Origin of the sequence: Salmonella sp. 32120201201600049SM (genome assembly GCF_017572835.1) — a bacterium.
Lineage (GTDB): Bacteria > Pseudomonadota > Gammaproteobacteria > Enterobacterales > Enterobacteriaceae > Salmonella > Salmonella enterica.
The window spans coordinates 161,675-180,624 of record NZ_JAGESA010000002.1 but is presented as its reverse complement, the minus strand read 5'-3'; the positions used below and the strand labels follow the sequence as shown (position 1 = coordinate 180,624).

Here is an 18,950-nt window from a genome sequence, read left to right as displayed (position 1 = left end):
AGGATACCTATAGTGCTGCTTTCTCTACTTAACAGTGCTCGTTTACGACCTGAATTACTGATTCTGGTACTAATGGTGATGATCATTTCTATGTTCGTCATTCCATTACCTACCTATCTGGTTGATTTCCTGATCGCACTGAATATCGTACTGGCGATATTGGTGTTTATGGGGTCGTTCTACATTGACAGAATCCTCAGTTTTTCAACGTTTCCTGCGGTACTGTTAATTACCACGCTCTTTCGTCTGGCATTATCAATCAGTACCAGCCGTCTTATCTTGATTGAAGCCGATGCCGGTGAAATTATCGCCACGTTCGGGCAATTCGTTATTGGCGATAGCCTGGCGGTGGGTTTTGTTGTCTTCTCTATTGTCACCGTGGTCCAGTTTATCGTTATTACCAAAGGTTCAGAACGCGTCGCGGAAGTCGCGGCCCGATTTTCTCTGGATGGTATGCCCGGTAAACAGATGAGTATTGATGCCGATTTGAAGGCCGGTATTATTGATGCGGATGCCGCGCGCGAACGGCGAAGCGTACTGGAAAGAGAAAGCCAGCTTTACGGTTCCTTTGACGGTGCGATGAAGTTTATCAAAGGTGACGCTATTGCCGGCATCATTATCATCTTTGTGAACTTTATTGGCGGTATTTCGGTGGGGATGACCCGCCATGGTATGGATTTGTCCTCCGCCCTGTCTACTTATACCATGCTGACCATTGGTGATGGTCTTGTCGCCCAGATCCCCGCATTGTTGATTGCGATTAGTGCCGGTTTTATCGTGACTCGCGTAAATGGCGATAGCGATAATATGGGACGGAATATCATGACGCAGCTGTTGAACAACCCATTTGTATTGGTTGTTACGGCTATTTTGACCATTTCAATGGGAACTCTGCCGGGATTCCCGCTGCCGGTTTTTGTTATTTTATCGGTGGTTTTAAGCGTACTCTTCTATTTTAAATTCCGTGAAGCAAAACGTAGTGCCGCCAAACCTAAAACCAGCAAAGGCGAGCAGCCGCTCAGTATTGAGGAAAAAGAAGGGTCGTCGTTAGGACTGATTGGCGATCTCGATAAAGTCTCTACAGAGACCGTACCGTTGATATTACTTGTGCCGAAGAGCCGGCGTGAAGATCTGGAAAAAGCTCAACTTGCGGAGCGTCTACGTAGTCAGTTCTTTATTGATTATGGCGTGCGCCTGCCGGAAGTATTGTTACGCGATGGCGAGGGCCTAGACGATAACAGCATCGTATTGTTGATTAATGAGATCCGTGTTGAACAATTTACGGTCTATTTTGATTTGATGCGAGTGGTAAATTATTCCGATGAAGTTGTTTCCTTTGGCATTAATCCAACAATCCATCAGCAAGGTAGCAGTCAGTATTTCTGGGTAACGCATGAAGAGGGGGAGAAACTCCGGGAGCTTGGCTATGTGTTGCGGAACGCGCTTGATGAGCTTTACCACTGTCTGGCGGTGACGCTGGCGCGCAACGTCAATGAATATTTCGGTATTCAGGAAACAAAACATATGCTGGACCAACTGGAAGCGAAATTTCCTGATTTACTTAAAGAAGTGCTCAGACATGCCACGGTACAACGTATATCTGAAGTTTTGCAGCGTTTGTTAAGCGAACGTGTTTCCGTGCGTAATATGAAGTTAATTATGGAAGCGCTCGCATTGTGGGCGCCAAGAGAAAAAGATGTCATTAACCTTGTGGAGCATATTCGTGGGGCAATGGCGCGTTATATTTGCCATAAATTCGCCAATGGCGGCGAATTACGAGCAGTAATGGTATCTGCTGAAGTTGAGGATGTTATTCGCAAAGGGATCCGTCAGACCTCTGGCAGTACCTTCCTCAGCCTTGACCCGGAAGCCTCCGCTAATTTGATGGATCTCATTACACTTAAGTTGGATGATTTATTGATTGCACATAAAGATCTTGTCCTCCTTACGTCTGTCGATGTCCGTCGATTTATTAAGAAAATGATTGAAGGTCGTTTTCCGGATCTGGAGGTTTTATCTTTCGGTGAGATAGCAGATAGCAAGTCAGTGAATGTTATAAAAACAATATAAGGGCTTAATTAAGGAAAAGATCTATGCAACATTTGGATATCGCTGAATTAGTTCGTTCCGCACTGGAAGTAAGTGGTTGCGATCCTTCACTCATCGGAGGAATAGATAGCCATTCAACAATTGTTCTGGATTTATTTGCATTGCCAAGTATCTGTATCAGCGTCAAGGACGATGATGTATGGATCTGGGCGCAATTGGGTGCTGACAGCATGGTGGTATTACAACAGCGGGCTTATGAAATCTTAATGACCATAATGGAAGGATGCCATTTTGCCCGCGGCGGGCAATTACTACTGGGGGAGCAGAATGGGGAGCTAACGCTTAAAGCCTTAGTGCATCCGGATTTTTTATCTGACGGTGAAAAGTTCTCTACTGCCTTGAATGGGTTTTACAACTATCTGGAAGTTTTTAGTCGGTCGCTAATGAGATGAAAACACCTCGTTTACTGCAATATCTGGCCTACCCACAAAAAATAACCGGCCCAATTATTGAGGCGGAATTGCGCGATGTGGCCATTGGCGAACTGTGTGAAATACGCCGTGGCTGGCACCAAAAACAGGTTGTTGCACGTGCGCAGGTGGTTGGCTTACAGCGGGAACGCACCGTGCTGAGCCTTATCGGCAATGCCCAGGGGCTGAGCCGCGATGTCGTGCTTTATCCCACTGGACGTGCGTTATCGGCGTGGGTGGGATACTCAGTATTAGGCGCGGTGTTGGATCCGACAGGGAAAATCGTTGAGCGTTTTACCCCTGAAGTGGCGCCGATTAGCGAAGAACGCGTTATTGATGTCGCACCGCCGTCTTACGCTTCGCGCGTTGGCGTCCGTGAACCGCTGATTACCGGTGTGCGCGCGATTGACGGGTTATTGACCTGTGGCGTAGGCCAGCGAATGGGCATTTTTGCCTCCGCAGGATGCGGTAAGACCATGCTGATGCATATGCTGATCGAGCAAACGGAGGCGGATGTCTTTGTTATCGGTCTTATCGGTGAACGAGGCCGTGAGGTCACTGAATTCGTGGATATGTTACGCGCTTCGCATAAGAAAGAAAAATGCGTGCTGGTTTTTGCCACTTCCGATTTCCCCTCGGTCGATCGCTGCAATGCGGCGCAACTGGCGACAACCGTAGCGGAATATTTTCGCGACCAGGGAAAACGGGTTGTGCTTTTTATCGATTCCATGACCCGTTATGCGCGTGCTTTGCGAGACGTGGCACTGGCGTCGGGAGAGCGTCCGGCCCGTCGAGGTTATCCCGCCTCCGTATTCGATAATTTGCCCCGCTTGCTGGAACGCCCCGGGGCGACCAGCGAGGGAAGCATTACTGCCTTTTATACGGTACTACTGGAAAGCGAGGAAGAGGCGGACCCGATGGCGGATGAAATTCGCTCTATCCTTGACGGTCACCTGTATCTGAGCAGAAAGCTGGCCGGGCAGGGACATTACCCGGCAATCGATGTACTGAAAAGCGTAAGCCGCGTTTTTGGACAAGTCACGACGCCGACACATGCTGAACAGGCATCTGCCGTGCGTAAATTAATGACGCGTCTGGAAGAGCTCCAGCTTTTCATTGACTTGGGAGAATATCGTCCTGGCGAAAATATCGATAACGATCGGGCGATGCAGATGCGGGATAGCCTGAAAGCCTGGTTATGCCAGCCGGTAGCGCAGTATTCATCCTTTGATGACACGTTGAGCGGTATGAATGCATTCGCTGACCAGAATTAAAGTATTGCAGCGGCGCTGTACGGTATTTCATTCACAGTGTGAGTCGATATTACTTCGCTATCAGGATGAGGACCGCGGGCTGCAGGCCGAGGAGGAGGCGATCCTTGAACAAATAGCGGGTCTGAAATTGTTATTAGATACGCTGCGTGCAGAAAACAGACAGCTCAGTCGTGAGGAAATTTATACGTTATTACGTAAGCAGTCTATTGTTCGCCGGCAGATAAAAGATTTAGAACTCCAGATTATACAAATTCAGGAAAAACGGAGCGAGCTGGAAAAGAAAAGGGAAGAGTTTCAGAAAAAAAGTAAATATTGGTTGCGCAAAGAAGGGAACTATCAACGCTGGATAATCCGTCAGAAAAGACACTATATCCAGCGAGAGATACAGCAGGAAGAGGCCGAGTCAGAGGAGATAATTTAATGGGCGATGTGTCAGCTGTCAGTTCATCCGGGAACATTTTACTGCCGCAGCAGGATGAGGTTGGCGGTTTATCAGAAGCATTAAAAAAAGCGGTGGAAAAACATAAGACAGAATATTCCGGTGATAAAAAAGATCGCGACTATGGCGATGCTTTCGTAATGCATAAAGAAACGGCTTTACCGGTATTACTGGCGGCATGGCGACATGGCGCGCCAGCGAAATCAGAACATCACAATGGCAACGTTTCTGGTCTGCATCATAACGGAAAAGGCGAACTCAGGATTGCTGAAAAACTGTTGAAAGTCACTGCTGAAAAATCTGTCGGTTTGATTTCTGCGGAGGCCAAAGTAGATAAATCCGCAGCGTTGCTATCGCCTAAAAATAGGCCGTTAGAAAGCGTAAGCGGTAAAAAATTATCTGCTGATTTAAAAGCTGTGGAATCCGTTAGTGAAGTAACCGATAACGCCACGGGAATCTCTGACGATAATATCAAGGCATTGCCTGGGGATAATAAAGCCATCGCGGGCGAAGGCGTTCGTAAAGAGGGCGCGCCGCTGGCGCGGGATGTCGCACCTGCCCGAATGGCCGCAGCCAATACCGGTAAGCCTGACGATAAAGATCATAAAAAGGTTAAAGATGTTTCTCAGCTTCCGCTGCAACCAACCACTATCGCCGATCTTAGCCAATTAACCGGCGGCGATGAAAAAATGCCTTTAGCGGCGCAATCAAAGCCGATGATGACTATTTTTCCCACTGCCGATGGCGTGAAAGGAGAGGATAGCTCGCTGACTTACCGTTTTCAGCGCTGGGGAAATGACTATTCCGTCAATATTCAGGCGCGGCAAGCAGGGGAGTTTTCGTTAATACCGTCAAATACGCAGGTTGAACATCGTTTGCATGATCAATGGCAAAACGGTAATCCCCAGCGCTGGCACCTGACGCGAGACGATCAACAAAATCCGCAGCAGCAACAGCACAGACAACAATCTGGCGAGGAGGATGACGCCTGATGTCATTGCGTGTGAGACAGATTGATCGTCGCGAATGGCTATTGGCGCAAACCGCGACAGAATGCCAGCGCCATGGCCGGGAAGCGACGCTGGAATATCCGACGCGACAGGGAATGTGGGTTCGGTTGAGCGATGCAGAAAAACGGTGGTCGGCGTGGATTCAACCTGGGGACTGGCTTGAGCATGTCTCTCCCGCTCTGGCGGGGGCGGCGGTTTCTGCTGGCGCTGAGCACCTGGTCGTTCCCTGGCTTGCTGCAACAGAGCGACCGTTTGAGTTGCCCGTGCCGCATTTGTCCTGTCGGCGTTTATGCGTAGAGAACCCCGTGCCGGGAAGCGCGCTGCCGGAAGGGAAATTGTTGCACATTATGAGCGATCGGGGCGGCCTGTGGTTTGAATATCTTCCTGAACTGCCTGCAGTCGGGGGCGGCAGGCCGAAAATGCTGCGCTGGCCGTTGCGCTTTGTAATCGGTAGCAGTGATACGCAGCGTTCGTTGCTGGGCCGAATCGGGATCGGAGATGTACTCCTGATTCGTACTTCCCGTGCGGAAGTTTATTGCTACGCGAAAAAGTTAGGTCATTTCAACCGTGTTGAAGGGGGAATTATTGTGGAAACGTTAGATATTCAACATATCGAAGAAGAAAATAATACAACTGAAACTGCAGAAACTCTGCCTGGCTTGAACCAATTGCCCGTCAAACTGGAATTTGTTTTGTATCGTAAGAACGTTACCCTCGCCGAACTCGAAGCCATGGGGCAGCAGCAGCTATTATCACTGCCGACCAATGCTGAACTTAACGTTGAAATTATGGCGAATGGTGTTTTGCTGGGTAATGGCGAACTGGTACAGATGAATGACACCTTAGGCGTTGAGATCCATGAATGGCTGAGCGAGTCTGGTAATGGGGAATGATATCTCATTAATTGCCTTACTGGCATTTTCCACCCTGTTGCCATTTATTATTGCGTCAGGAACCTGTTTCGTTAAATTTTCTATTGTATTTGTCATGGTGCGTAACGCCCTGGGATTGCAGCAGATACCTTCAAATATGACGCTTAACGGCGTCGCATTGCTGCTTTCTATGTTTGTTATGTGGCCCATAATGCATGATGCCTACGTCTATTTTGAGGACGAAGATGTCACCTTTAATGATATTTCGTCATTAAGTAAACACGTTGATGAAGGTCTGGATGGTTATCGCGATTATCTGATCAAATATTCAGATCGCGAGTTAGTTCAGTTTTTTGAAAACGCGCAACTGAAGCGTCAGTATGGAGAAGATACCGAGACGGTAAAGCGTGACAAAGATGAAATTGAAAAACCATCAATATTTGCGTTATTACCTGCTTATGCGCTGAGCGAAATAAAAAGCGCGTTTAAAATTGGTTTTTATCTCTATTTACCCTTTGTCGTCGTCGACCTGGTGGTATCCAGCGTGCTACTGGCGCTGGGGATGATGATGATGAGTCCGGTGACGATATCTACACCTATTAAGCTGGTGCTTTTTGTTGCGCTTGATGGCTGGACCTTACTGTCTAAGGGATTGATATTACAGTATATGGACATTGCAACATGACATCATTACGAGACGGGATAGTTAAATGGATGATTTAGTGTTTGCAGGTAATAAGGCGCTCTATCTTGTTTTGATCCTGTCAGGGTGGCCGACGATTGTCGCAACGATTATCGGCCTCCTGGTAGGGTTATTCCAGACGGTAACGCAATTACAGGAACAGACGCTGCCTTTTGGCATTAAATTACTTGGCGTGTGTTTATGCTTGTTTTTACTCTCTGGCTGGTATGGCGAAGTTTTACTCTCTTACGGGCGTCAGGTGATATTCCTGGCGTTGGCTAAGGGGTAAAAAATGTTTTACGCGTTGTACTTTGAAATTCATCACCTGGTTGCGTCTGCGGCGCTAGGGTTTGCTCGCGTGGCGCCGATTTTTTTCTTCCTGCCGTTTTTGAATAGCGGGGTATTAAGCGGCGCGCCGAGAAACGCCATTATCATCCTGGTGGCATTGGGAGTATGGCCGCATGCATTGAACGAGGCGCCGCCGTTTTTATCGGTGGCGATGATCCCGTTAGTTCTGCAAGAAGCGGCGGTAGGCGTCATGCTGGGCTGTCTGCTGTCATGGCCTTTTTGGGTTATGCATGCGCTGGGTTGTATTATCGATAACCAGCGAGGGGCAACGCTAAGTAGCAGTATCGATCCGGCAAACGGTATTGATACCTCGGAAATGGCTAATTTCCTGAATATGTTTGCCGCTGTCGTTTATTTACAAAACGGCGGTCTGGTCACGATGGTTGACGTGTTAAATAAAAGCTATCAGCTATGCGATCCGATGAACGAGTGCACGCCTTCATTACCGCCGCTATTAACGTTTATTAATCAGGTGGCTCAAAACGCGTTGGTTCTGGCCAGCCCGGTGGTATTAGTGCTGTTGCTGTCAGAAGTATTCCTGGGTTTATTGTCGCGCTTTGCTCCGCAAATGAACGCTTTTGCGATTTCACTGACGGTAAAAAGCGGCATTGCCGTTTTAATTATGCTGCTTTATTTCTCTCCGGTACTACCGGACAATGTACTGCGACTCTCTTTCCAGGCCACAGGGTTAAGCAGTTGGTTTTACGAGCGAGGGGCGACGCATGTCCTCGAATAAAACAGAAAAACCGACTAAAAAACGGCTGGAAGACTCCGCTAAAAAAGGCCAGTCATTTAAAAGTAAAGATCTCATTATCGCCTGCCTGACGCTGGGAGGAATTGCCTATCTGGTGTCGTATGGCTCATTTAATGAGTTTATGGGGATAATTAAGATCATTATTGCGGATAATTTTGATCAGAGCATGGCTGACTACAGTTTGGCCGTTTTTGGGATAGGGTTAAAATATCTGATTCCATTTATGCTGCTCTGCTTAGTGTGTTCCGCATTACCGGCGTTATTACAGGCCGGTTTTGTGCTGGCGACAGAAGCATTAAAGCCTAATTTATCGGCGTTAAACCCGGTAGAAGGGGCAAAAAAACTTTTTAGTATGCGCACGGTTAAAGATACGGTCAAAACCCTACTGTATCTCTCATCCTTTGTGGTGGCCGCCATCATTTGCTGGAAGAAATATAAGGTTGAAATCTTTTCTCAGCTAAATGGCAATATTGTAGGTATTGCCGTCATTTGGCGTGAACTTCTCCTCGCATTGGTATTAACTTGCCTTGCTTGCGCATTGATTGTCTTATTATTGGATGCTATTGCGGAATATTTCCTGACCATGAAAGATATGAAAATGGATAAGGAAGAAGTGAAGCGTGAAATGAAGGAGCAGGAAGGGAACCCAGAGGTTAAATCTAAAAGACGTGAAGTTCATATGGAAATTCTGTCTGAACAGGTGAAATCTGATATTGAAAACTCACGCCTGATTGTTGCCAACCCCACGCATATTACGATCGGGATTTATTTTAAACCCGAATTGATGCCGATTCCGATGATCTCGGTGTATGAAACGAATCAGCGCGCACTGGCCGTCCGCGCCTATGCGGAGAAGGTTGGCGTACCTGTGATCGTCGATATCAAACTGGCGCGCAGTCTTTTCAAAACCCATCGCCGTTATGATCTGGTGAGTCTGGAAGAAATTGATGAAGTTTTACGTCTTCTGGTTTGGCTGGAAGAGGTAGAAAACGCGGGCAAAGACGTTATTCAGCCACAAGAAAACGAGGTACGGCATTGAGCCGCGTAAAGCAGTAGCGATGTATTCATTGGGCGTTTTTTGAATGTTCACTAACCACCGTCGGGGTTTAATAACTGCATCAGATAAACGCAGTCGTTAAGTTCTACAAAGTCGGTGACAGATAACAGGAGTAAGTAATGGATTATCAAAATAATGTCAGCGAAGAACGTGTTGCGGAAATGATTTGGGATGCCGTTAGTGAAGGCGCCACGCTAAAAGACGTTCACGGGATCCCTCAAGATATGATGGACGGTTTATATGCTCATGCTTATGAGTTTTATAACCAGGGACGACTGGATGAAGCTGAGACATTCTTTCGTTTCTTATGCATTTATGATTTTTACAACCCCGATTACACCATGGGACTGGCGGCGGTATGCCAACTGAAAAAACAATTTCAGAAAGCATGTGACCTTTATGCAGTAGCGTTTACGTTACTTAAAAATGATTATCGCCCCGTTTTTTTTACCGGGCAGTGTCAATTATTAATGCGTAAGGCGGCAAAAGCCAGACAGTGTTTTGAACTTGTCAATGAACGTACTGAAGATGAGTCTCTGCGGGCAAAAGCGTTGGTCTATCTGGAGGCGCTAAAAACGGCGGAGACAGAGCAGCACAGTGAACAAGAAAAGGAATAATTATGGTAAATGACGCAAGTAGCATTAGCCGTAGCGGATATACCCAAAATCCGCGCCTCGCTGAGGCGGCTTTTGAAGGCGTTCGTAAGAACACGGACTTTTTAAAAGCGGCGGATAAAGCTTTTAAAGATGTGGTGGCAACGAAAGCGGGCGACCTTAAAGCCGGAACAAAGTCCGGCGAGAGCGCTATTAATACGGTGGGTCTAAAGCCGCCTACGGACGCCGCCCGGGAAAAACTCTCCAGCGAAGGGCAATTGACATTACTGCTTGGCAAGTTAATGACCCTACTGGGCGATGTTTCGCTGTCTCAACTGGAGTCTCGTCTGGCGGTATGGCAGGCGATGATTGAGTCACAAAAAGAGATGGGGATTCAGGTATCGAAAGAATTCCAGACGGCTCTGGGAGAGGCTCAGGAGGCGACGGATCTCTATGAAGCCAGCATCAAAAAGACGGATACCGCCAAGAGTGTTTATGACGCTGCGACCAAAAAACTGACGCAGGCGCAAAATAAATTGCAATCGCTGGACCCGGCTGACCCCGGCTATGCACAAGCTGAAGCCGCGGTAGAACAGGCCGGAAAAGAAGCGACAGAGGCGAAAGAGGCCTTAGATAAGGCCACGGATGCGACGGTTAAAGCAGGCACAGACGCCAAAGCGAAAGCCGAGAAAGCGGATAACATTCTGACCAAATTCCAGGGAACGGCTAATGCCGCCTCTCAGAATCAGGTTTCCCAGGGTGAGCAGGATAATCTGTCAAATGTCGCCCGCCTCACTATGCTCATGGCCATGTTTATTGAGATTGTGGGCAAAAATACGGAAGAAAGCCTGCAAAACGATCTTGCGCTTTTCAACGCCTTGCAGGAAGGGCGTCAGGCGGAGATGGAAAAGAAATCGGCTGAATTCCAGGAAGAGACGCGCAAAGCCGAGGAAACGAACCGCATTATGGGATGTATCGGGAAAGTCCTCGGCGCGCTGCTAACCATTGTCAGCGTTGTGGCCGCTGTTTTTACCGGTGGGGCGAGTCTGGCGCTGGCTGCGGTGGGACTTGCGGTAATGGTGGCCGATGAAATTGTGAAGGCGGCGACGGGGGTGTCGTTTATTCAGCAGGCGCTAAACCCGATTATGGAGCATGTGCTGAAGCCGTTAATGGAGCTGATTGGCAAGGCGATTACCAAAGCGCTGGAAGGATTAGGCGTCGATAAGAAAACGGCAGAGATGGCCGGCAGCATTGTTGGTGCGATTGTCGCCGCTATTGCCATGGTGGCGGTCATTGTGGTGGTCGCAGTTGTCGGGAAAGGCGCGGCGGCGAAACTGGGTAACGCGCTGAGCAAAATGATGGGCGAAACGATTAAGAAGTTGGTGCCTAACGTGCTGAAACAGTTGGCGCAAAACGGCAGCAAACTCTTTACCCAGGGGATGCAACGTATTACTAGCGGTCTGGGTAATGTGGGTAGCAAGATGGGCCTGCAAACGAATGCCTTAAGTAAAGAGCTGGTAGGTAATACCCTAAATAAAGTGGCGTTGGGCATGGAAGTCACGAATACCGCAGCCCAGTCAGCCGGTGGTGTTGCCGAGGGCGTATTTATTAAAAATGCCAGCGAGGCGCTTGCTGATTTTATGCTCGCCCGTTTTGCCATGGATCAGATTCAGCAGTGGCTTAAACAATCCGTAGAAATATTTGGTGAAAACCAGAAGGTAACGGCGGAACTGCAAAAAGCCATGTCTTCTGCGGTACAGCAAAATGCGGATGCTTCGCGTTTTATTCTGCGCCAGAGTCGCGCATAAAAACTGCCAAAATAAAGGGAGAAAAATATGTTAATTAGTAATGTGGGAATAAATCCCGCCGCTTATTTAAATAATCATTCTGTTGAGAATAGTTCACAGACAGCTTCGCAATCCGTTAGCGCTAAAGATATTCTGAATAGTATTGGTATTAGCAGCAGTAAAGTCAGTGACCTGGGGTTGAGTCCTACACTGAGCGCGCCTGCGCCAGGGGTATTAACGCAAACCCCCGGAACGATCACGTCCTTTTTAAAAGCCAGTATTCAAAATACCGACATGAATCAGGATTTGAATGCTCTGGCAAATAATGTCACGACTAAAGCGAATGAGGTTGTGCAAACCCAGTTACGCGAGCAGCAGGCAGAAGTCGGAAAGTTTTTTGATATTAGCGGAATGTCTTCCAGTGCCGTTGCGCTGTTGGCTGCCGCGAATACGTTAATGCTGACGTTGAACCAGGCTGATAGCAAACTGTCTGGTAAGTTGTCATTAGTCAGTTTTGATGCAGCTAAAACGACGGCAAGCTCCATGATGCGCGAAGGGATGAATGCGTTGTCCGGTAGTATTTCCCAGAGCGCGCTTCAGTTGGGGATCACTGGCGTGGGCGCCAAACTGGAATATAAGGGGCTGCAGAATGAAAGAGGCGCGCTTAAACATAATGCCGCGAAGATCGATAAACTGACCACTGAAAGCCACAGTATTAAAAACGTGCTGAACGGGCAGAATAGCGTCAAACTCGGTGCTGAAGGCGTCGATTCTCTGAAATCGTTAAATATGAAGAAAACCGGTACCGATGCGACAAAAAATCTTAATGATGCGACGCTTAAATCTAATGCCGGAACCAGCGCCACGGAAAGTCTGGGTATTAAAGACAGTAATAAACAAATCTCCCCTGAACATCAGGCTATTCTGTCGAAACGTCTTGAGTCTGTCGAATCCGATATTCGTCTTGAGCAGAATACCATGGATATGACCCGAATTGATGCGCGCAAGATGCAGATGACGGGCGATCTGATTATGAAGAACTCGGTCACGGTCGGTGGTATTGCAGGGGCGTCCGGGCAGTACGCCGCTACTCAGGAACGTTCCGAGCAGCAAATTAGCCAGGTGAATAACCGTGTTGCCAGCACCGCATCGGACGAAGCCCGTGAAAGTTCACGTAAATCGACCAGCCTGATTCAGGAAATGCTGAAAACAATGGAGAGCATTAACCAGTCGAAAGCATCCGCACTTGCTGCTATCGCAGGCAATATTCGCGCTTAATCTGAAAGGTCATCTATACGCCATCATGGGTGTGATTTAATCGCGCTCCTGATGGCGAACTGGGGATATTATGCTTAATATTCAAAATTATTCCGCTTCTCCTCATCCGGGGATCGTTGCCGAACGGCCGCAGACTCCCTCGGCGAGCGAGCACGTCGAGACTGCCGTGGTACCGTCTACCACAGAACATCGCGGTACAGATATCATTTCATTATCGCAGGCGGCTACTAAAATCCAGCAGGCACAGCAGACGCTGCAGTCAACGCCACCGATCTCTGAAGAGAATAATGACGAGCGCACGCTGGCGCGCCAGCAGTTGACCAGCAGCCTGAATGCGCTGGCGAAGTCTGGCGTGTCATTATCCGCAGAACAAAATGAGAACCTGCGGAGCGCGTTTTCTGCGCCGACGTCGGCCTTATTTAGCGCTTCGCCTATGGCGCAGCCGAGAACAACCATTTCTGATGCTGAGATTTGGGATATGGTTTCCCAAAATATATCGGCGATAGGTGACAGCTATCTGGGCGTTTATGAAAACGTTGTCGCAGTCTATACCGATTTTTATCAGGCCTTCAGTGATATTCTTTCCAAAATGGGAGGCTGGTTATTACCAGGTAAGGACGGTAATACCGTTAAGCTAGATGTTACCTCACTCAAAAATGATTTAAACAGTTTAGTCAATAAATATAATCAAATAAACAGTAATACCGTTTTATTTCCAGCGCAGTCAGGCAGCGGCGTTAAAGTAGCCACTGAAGCGGAAGCGAGACAGTGGCTCAGTGAATTGAATTTACCGAATAGCTGCCTGAAATCTTATGGATCCGGTTATGTCGTCACCGTTGATCTGACGCCATTACAAAAAATGGTTCAGGATATTGATGGTTTAGGCGCGCCGGGAAAAGACTCAAAACTCGAAATGGATAACGCCAAATATCAAGCCTGGCAGTCGGGTTTTAAAGCGCAGGAAGAAAATATGAAAACCACATTACAGACGCTGACGCAAAAATATAGCAATGCCAATTCATTGTACGACAACCTGGTAAAAGTGCTGAGCAGTACGATAAGTAGCAGCCTGGAAACCGCCAAAAGCTTCCTGCAAGGATAACAGAAGAGGATATTAATAATGGTTACAAGTGTAAGGACTCAGCCCCCCGTCATAATGCCAGGTATGCAGACCGAGATCAAAACGCAGGCCACGAATCTTGCGGCGAATCTTTCCGCAGTCAGAGAAAGTGCCACAACGACGCTGTCAGGGGAAATTAAAGGCCCGCAACTGGAAGATTTTCCCGCGCTGATCAAACAGGCGAGTCTGGATGCATTGTTTAAATGCGGGAAAGACGCTGAGGCGTTAAAAGAAGTTTTTACCAATTCAAATAATGTCGCCGGTAAGAAAGCGATAATGGAGTTTGCCGGGCTCTTTCGTTCAGCGCTCAACGCCACCAGTGATTCTCCTGAGGCGAAGACGCTACTGATGAAGGTGGGGGCAGAGTATACCGCGCAAATCATAAAAGATGGCCTGAAAGAAAAGTCAGCTTTTGGGCCATGGCTGCCAGAAACAAAGAAAGCGGAAGCGAAGCTGGAAAACCTGGAAAAGCAGCTGTTAGATATTATCAAAAATAACACTGGTGGTGAATTAAGTAAATTATCGACGAATCTTGTTATGCAGGAGGTGATGCCCTATATTGCCAGCTGCATTGAACATAACTTTGGCTGTACGTTAGATCCGTTAACCCGCAGCAATCTTACGCACCTTGTTGACAAAGCGGCGGCGAAGGCGGTTGAGGCGCTTGATATGTGCCACCAAAAATTAACGCAAGAGCAGGGTACCAGCGTAGGACGGGAAGCCCGGCACCTTGAAATGCAAACGTTGATACCCCTGCTGCTACGTAATGTTTTTGCACAAATTCCTGCAGATAAACTGCCTGACCCTAAAATTCCGGAGCCTGCGGCTGGACCAGTACCTGATGGTGGGAAAAAAGCAGAACCTACGGGTATTAATATCAATATTAATATTGATAGCAGTAACCATAGCGTGGATAACAGTAAGCATATTAACAATAGCCGAAGCCATGTCGATAATAGCCAGCGCCATATCGATAATAGCAACCATGATAATAGCCGGAAGACGATTGATAATAGCCGAACATTTATTGATAACAGCCAACGCAATGGCGAGTCACACCATTCGACTAACAGCAGCAACGTAAGTCATAGTCATTCGCGTGTGGATTCGACTACGCATCAAACGGAGACGGCACACAGCGCCAGCACAGGGGCAATTGACCATGGCATCGCGGGTAAAATTGACGTCACGGCTCATGCGACGGCAGAGGCTGTGACCAATGCTTCATCCGAAAGTAAAGATGGAAAGGTGGTCACGTCAGAAAAGGGCACTACGGGTGAAACACCCTCTTTTGATGAAGTCGATGGCGTAACCAGCAAGAGCATTATCGGCAAGCCGGTACAGGCCACGGTGCACGGCGTTGATGATAATAAACAGCAAAGCCAGACGGCAGAGATTGTGAATGTGAAGCCGCTTGCCAGTCAACTGGCTGGCGTCGAGAATGTTAAAACCGATACCTTACAATCAGACACGACGGTAATTACAGGTAATAAAGCCGGTACGACCGATAATGATAATAGTCAGACAGATAAGACTGGCCCATTTTCTGGTTTGAAGTTTAAGCAAAATAGTTTCCTCTCAACAGTACCGAGCGTTACGAATATGCATTCAATGCATTTCGACGCCCGTGAGACGTTTTTGGGTGTGATACGTAAAGCCCTGGAGCCAGATACCTCCACACCGTTCCCTGTACGCAGAGCGTTTGACGGCTTGCGTGCGGAAATATTACCCAATGACACGATAAAGAGTGCAGCGTTGAAAGCGCAATGTAGCGATATTGACAAGCACCCAGAATTGAAAGCGAAAATGGAGACTCTCAAAGAGGTCATTACTCATCATCCACAAAAAGAAAAACTGGCTGAGATTGCACTGCAGTTTGCCAGAGAGGCGGGGCTGACCAGGCTAAAAGGGGAAACTGACTATGTGTTAAGTAATGTGCTGGACGGACTTATCGGAGACGGTAGCTGGCGAGCTGGCCCGGCTTACGAGTCATACCTGAATAAACCTGGCGTGGATCGGGTTATTACTACCGTTGATGGCTTGCACATGCAGCGTTAATTAACCGGGAAAGATGCGATGAATATGGATATTGAAGCAAGAGTCAAAAAAGTGATCACCTCCTGTATTGCCGTTGATGTTGATAGTATCAATGGTCAGACCCATCTGGTTGAGGATCTTTACGCTGACTCATTGGATTTAATTGATATTGTATTTGGTCTTAGTGAGGAGTTTGACATTAGTTGCAATGAAAACGATCTTCCTGATATGACGACCTTTGCGGATATATGCCGTGTTGTTAAAAAAAGTCTTGAGTCCAGGGTGTAGTATTTTTCTCTCGCTTGACAACAATTGAATAAGATTAATTGTTATGAAAATCATCACACATGTAGTACCCGGTTCAGGTATGGCTGCAATATATGATGATATTGCTGACAGTTCGCGTTTTGTTATTAAAGGCAAGTTACGTCATGTTGAAAATGATCCGAAGGAGTTGCTGATATGTGTTCCGATGCGTAGTGAATGGCTATTCTACTGGATTAAAGGAGAGAAATATTGCGCCCGGCGATGGGCGCGAAAAAATATCAAGACATTGTGTAACCAGATTAAATTTGAAGAAGCAATCTTATAAAAGATATAATTAAAGAGGAAAGTAAATTGCAAGCACACCAGGATATTATCGCTAATATTGGTGAGAAATTGGGTTTACCGCTCACTTTTGACGACAACAATCAGTGCTTATTACTACTCGATAGCGATATTTTTACGTCTATTGAAGCTAAAGATGATATCTGGTTATTGAACGGCATGATTATACCGTTATCGCCTTTTTGTGGCGATTCTATCTGGCGGCAGATTATGGTGATTAATGGTGAACTGGCTGCGAATAATGAAGGTACGTTAGCGTATATTGATGCCGCAGAGACGTTGTTGTTTATACATGCAATTACCGATCTGACAAATACTTACCATATTATATCGCAGCTTGAGTCATTTGTGAATCAGCAGGAAGCGCTCAAAAACATACTGCAGGAATATGCTAAAGTATGAGGAGAGAAAATTGAATAATTTAACGTTGTCTTCGTTTTCAAAAGTTAGTGTGTCGAATGATGCCCGACTTTATATTGCTAAGGAAAATACTGATAAGGCATATGTTGCGCCTGAAAAATTTTCGTCAAAAGTATTAACCTGGCTTGGAAAAATGCCGTTATTTAAAAACACTGAAGTGGTGCAAAAACATACGGAAAATATCAGAGTACAGGACCAAAAGATTTTACAGACATTTCTCCATGCACTAACGGAAAAATATGGGGAAACAGCGGTTAATGACGCACTGTTAATGTCCCGTATAAATATGAACAAACCCCTTACCCAACGTTTAGCAGTGCAGATCACGGAGTGTGTAAAAGCTGCTGACGAAGGGTTTATAAACCTTATTAAGAGCAAGGATAATGTTGGTGTCAGGAATGCCGCTTTAGTCATAAAAGGCGGCGATACAAAAGTGGCAGAAAAAAATAACGATGTTGGAGCAGAAAGTAAGCAACCTTTACTCGATATCGCGCTAAAGGGACTTAAAAGAACATTACCGCAACTGGAACAAATGGATGGAAATAGCCTGCGAGAAAACTTCCAGGAGATGGCTTCAGGTAACGGCCCGCTGCGTTCATTAATGACGAATTTACAGAATTTAAATAAAATTCCAGAGGCTAAACAACTTAATGATTATGTTACAACGTTAACAAATATTCAGGTCGGTGTAGCCCGGTTCTCACAATGGGGAACCTGTGGAGGAGAGGTTGAGAGGTGGGTTGATAAAGCCTCTACTCATGAATTAACCCAGGCTGTAAAAAAAATTCACGTTATTGCTAAAGAACTGAAAAATGTTACAGCTGAACTTGAGAAAATAGAAGCCGGCGCGCCAATGCCACAGACGATGAGCGGACCGACACTGGGCCTGGCACGATTTGCGGTCAGCAGCATTCCAATTAATCAGCAAACCCAGGTGAAACTGAGCGATGGAATGCCTGTGCCAGTGAATACGTTAACTTTTGACGGTAAGCCTGTGGCATTAGCCGGTTCGTACCCAAAAAATACGCCGGATGCGCTGGAAGCGCATATGAAAATGCTTCTTGAAAAAGAATGCTCGTGCCTGGTGGTGTTAACGTCGGAAGATCAGATGCAGGCAAAACAATTACCACCCTATTTCAGAGGGAGCTACACCTTTGGCGAGGTGCATACCAACAGCCAAAAAGTGAGCTCAGCCAGTCAGGGAGAAGCGATAGACCAATACAATATGCAACTGTCCTGCGGGGAAAAGCGGTATACAATCCCGGTATTGCATGTGAAAAATTGGCCAGATCACCAGCCGTTACCGTCTACGGATCAGTTAGAATACCTGGCGGATAGGGTGAAAAATAGTAACCAAAATGGCGCGCCGGGGCGTAGTTCATCAGATAAGCATTTACCGATGATTCATTGTCTGGGCGGAGTGGGGAGAACCGGAACGATGGCGGCGGCCCTTGTACTTAAGGATAATCCTCATAGTAATCTGGAGCAGGTACGTGCAGATTTCCGGGATTCACGGAACAATAGAATGCTGGAAGACGCCTCACAGTTTGTACAACTAAAAGCAATGCAAGCCCAGTTGCTTATGACGACGGCAAGCTGATAAAAACATAGCTTACTTTTAGAACTATCTGAAAGTAAGCTATTTCTGTATAATTATTTGTTTGCCGCGATAGAAAGTCTTTTGTTTTTCTCTTCTGCTGACATTCCTTTTAATTTTCTGTAATTCTCCCAAATTTTTTTAGCATAACGTTTCCTTATATCCGATCGTTTCGGCGACGTCCCGGCATTATAAGCGCCAACGGCCTCCCAGCTATAACCGTAGATTTTCATCATATCTGATAAAATGGAGGCGCCCACAATGACAGAAATGCAGGGGTCCTGTAACAACTGTTTTTCACTAATCCCCATTTTTTTCAGCCTTTTCATATGGAAGCTGTTAATTTGCATCAGGCCAAGATCGGTTGAACCATCTCGGTTATGACCAATGGCGCCAGGTTTCATCGCCGATTCCTGCTGGGCGATAGCGTAAAGTAGTTCGGATTCAATATTGAACATTTTTTCAGCCTGAAGCCAGCAATCAGCCCATGCCGTATTTATGCTAAGCAACCAGATTACGATGATAAAAAAATAATGCATATCTCCTCTCTCAGA

Annotated in this window: 20 protein-coding genes; 19 read left to right on the top strand and 1 reads right to left on the bottom strand. The window is 46.9% G+C overall.

Annotated features, from left to right (window positions below; all coding sequences use genetic code 11):
- The first annotated feature begins 12 nt into the window (after positions 1-12).
- The 19 genes from invA (at position 13) to sptP (ending at position 18,399) form a co-directional block, all read left to right on the top strand.
- Positions 13-2,070: a type III secretion system export apparatus protein InvA gene (gene invA / locus J4650_RS06850; protein ID WP_000927219.1), complete on the top strand. Its 2,058-nt coding sequence runs from the start codon at positions 13-15 to the stop codon at positions 2,068-2,070.
- Between the two features lie 23 nt (positions 2,071-2,093).
- Positions 2,094-2,501 carry an SPI-1 type III secretion system chaperone SpaK gene (spaK, locus tag J4650_RS06845; RefSeq protein WP_001164066.1) on the top strand — a complete coding sequence of 136 codons (408 nt, stop codon included), beginning with the start codon at positions 2,094-2,096 and terminating at the stop codon, positions 2,499-2,501.
- Positions 2,498-3,793: a SctN family type III secretion system ATPase InvC gene (gene invC, locus J4650_RS06840; RefSeq protein ID WP_000856766.1), complete on the top strand. Its 1,296-nt coding sequence runs from the start codon at positions 2,498-2,500 to the stop codon at positions 3,791-3,793. The genes spaK and invC overlap by 4 nt, the downstream gene beginning before the upstream one ends.
- A complete protein-coding gene (spaM, locus tag J4650_RS06835; protein WP_000555884.1) occupies positions 3,771-4,214 on the top strand; it encodes an SPI-1 type III secretion system protein SpaM in 444 nt (147 codons plus the stop codon). Before invC ends, spaM begins: the two co-directional genes overlap by 23 nt.
- Complete coding sequence (gene spaN, locus J4650_RS06830; RefSeq protein ID WP_000503101.1) at positions 4,214-5,224, top strand: SPI-1 type III secretion system protein SpaN; 1,011 nt, start codon at positions 4,214-4,216, stop codon at positions 5,222-5,224. Before spaM ends, spaN begins: the two co-directional genes overlap by 1 nt.
- On the top strand, positions 5,224-6,135 hold the full coding sequence (gene spaO, locus J4650_RS06825; RefSeq protein WP_000058741.1) for an SPI-1 type III secretion system protein SpaO: 912 nt from the start codon (positions 5,224-5,226) through the stop codon (positions 6,133-6,135). Before spaN ends, spaO begins: the two co-directional genes overlap by 1 nt.
- Positions 6,125-6,799: an SPI-1 type III secretion system export apparatus protein SpaP gene (spaP, locus tag J4650_RS06820; protein ID WP_000526014.1), complete on the top strand. Its 675-nt coding sequence runs from the start codon at positions 6,125-6,127 to the stop codon at positions 6,797-6,799. Before spaO ends, spaP begins: the two co-directional genes overlap by 11 nt.
- 25 nt (positions 6,800-6,824) lie before the next feature.
- Positions 6,825-7,085 carry an SPI-1 type III secretion system export apparatus protein SpaQ gene (gene spaQ / locus J4650_RS06815; RefSeq protein ID WP_000342503.1) on the top strand — a complete coding sequence of 87 codons (261 nt, stop codon included), beginning with the start codon at positions 6,825-6,827 and terminating at the stop codon, positions 7,083-7,085.
- 3 nt (positions 7,086-7,088) lie between these two features.
- Complete coding sequence (spaR, locus tag J4650_RS06810) at positions 7,089-7,880, top strand: SPI-1 type III secretion system export apparatus protein SpaR (RefSeq protein WP_000498965.1); 792 nt, start codon at positions 7,089-7,091, stop codon at positions 7,878-7,880.
- Positions 7,867-8,937: an SPI-1 type III secretion system export apparatus protein SpaS gene (gene spaS, locus J4650_RS06805; RefSeq protein ID WP_000097719.1), complete on the top strand. Its 1,071-nt coding sequence runs from the start codon at positions 7,867-7,869 to the stop codon at positions 8,935-8,937. The genes spaR and spaS overlap by 14 nt, the downstream gene beginning before the upstream one ends.
- Positions 8,938-9,074: 137 nt before the next feature.
- Entirely contained in the window at positions 9,075-9,572 is a 498-nt protein-coding gene (sicA, locus tag J4650_RS06800; RefSeq protein ID WP_000386309.1) for a SycD/LcrH family type III secretion system chaperone SicA, read from the top strand.
- A gap of 2 nt (positions 9,573-9,574) precedes the next feature.
- Positions 9,575-11,356 (top strand): SPI-1 type III secretion system needle tip complex protein SipB, encoded by a 1,782-nt coding sequence (sipB, locus tag J4650_RS06795; RefSeq protein ID WP_000245788.1) that lies wholly within the window; start codon positions 9,575-9,577, stop codon positions 11,354-11,356.
- Positions 11,357-11,383: 27 nt separating this feature from the next.
- Entirely contained in the window at positions 11,384-12,613 is a 1,230-nt protein-coding gene (sipC, locus tag J4650_RS06790; RefSeq protein ID WP_000909019.1) for an SPI-1 type III secretion system needle tip complex protein SipC, read from the top strand.
- 70 nt (positions 12,614-12,683) lie between these two features.
- Positions 12,684-13,715, top strand: a complete 1,032-nt coding sequence (sipD, locus tag J4650_RS06785) for an SPI-1 type III secretion system needle tip complex protein SipD (RefSeq protein ID WP_000932249.1) — start codon at positions 12,684-12,686, stop codon at positions 13,713-13,715.
- Positions 13,716-13,733: 18 nt separating this feature from the next.
- Entirely contained in the window at positions 13,734-15,791 is a 2,058-nt protein-coding gene (sipA, locus tag J4650_RS06780) for an SPI-1 type III secretion system effector SipA (protein ID WP_023993700.1), read from the top strand.
- An 18-nt stretch (positions 15,792-15,809) separates the two neighbouring features.
- Positions 15,810-16,058, top strand: coding sequence for an acyl carrier protein (locus J4650_RS06775; protein ID WP_001055579.1), 249 nt, complete (start codon positions 15,810-15,812; stop codon positions 16,056-16,058).
- A 43-nt stretch (positions 16,059-16,101) separates the two neighbouring features.
- Positions 16,102-16,362 (top strand): hypothetical protein, encoded by a 261-nt coding sequence (locus J4650_RS06770; RefSeq protein WP_000692253.1) that lies wholly within the window; start codon positions 16,102-16,104, stop codon positions 16,360-16,362.
- 26 nt (positions 16,363-16,388) lie between these two features.
- Positions 16,389-16,781, top strand: a complete 393-nt coding sequence (gene sicP, locus J4650_RS06765; RefSeq protein WP_001748715.1) for a chaperone SicP — start codon at positions 16,389-16,391, stop codon at positions 16,779-16,781.
- Positions 16,768-18,399 carry an SPI-1 type III secretion system effector GTPase-activating protein SptP gene (gene sptP, locus J4650_RS06760; RefSeq protein WP_001748716.1) on the top strand — a complete coding sequence of 544 codons (1,632 nt, stop codon included), beginning with the start codon at positions 16,768-16,770 and terminating at the stop codon, positions 18,397-18,399. Before sicP ends, sptP begins: the two co-directional genes overlap by 14 nt.
- Before the next feature lie 53 nt (positions 18,400-18,452).
- On the opposite strand, the gene iagB is transcribed toward sptP, so the two are convergent.
- Complete coding sequence (gene iagB, locus J4650_RS06755) at positions 18,453-18,935, bottom strand: SPI-1 type III secretion system invasion protein IagB (protein WP_000558928.1); 483 nt, start codon at positions 18,933-18,935, stop codon at positions 18,453-18,455.
- Positions 18,936-18,950: the final 15 nt, after the last annotated feature.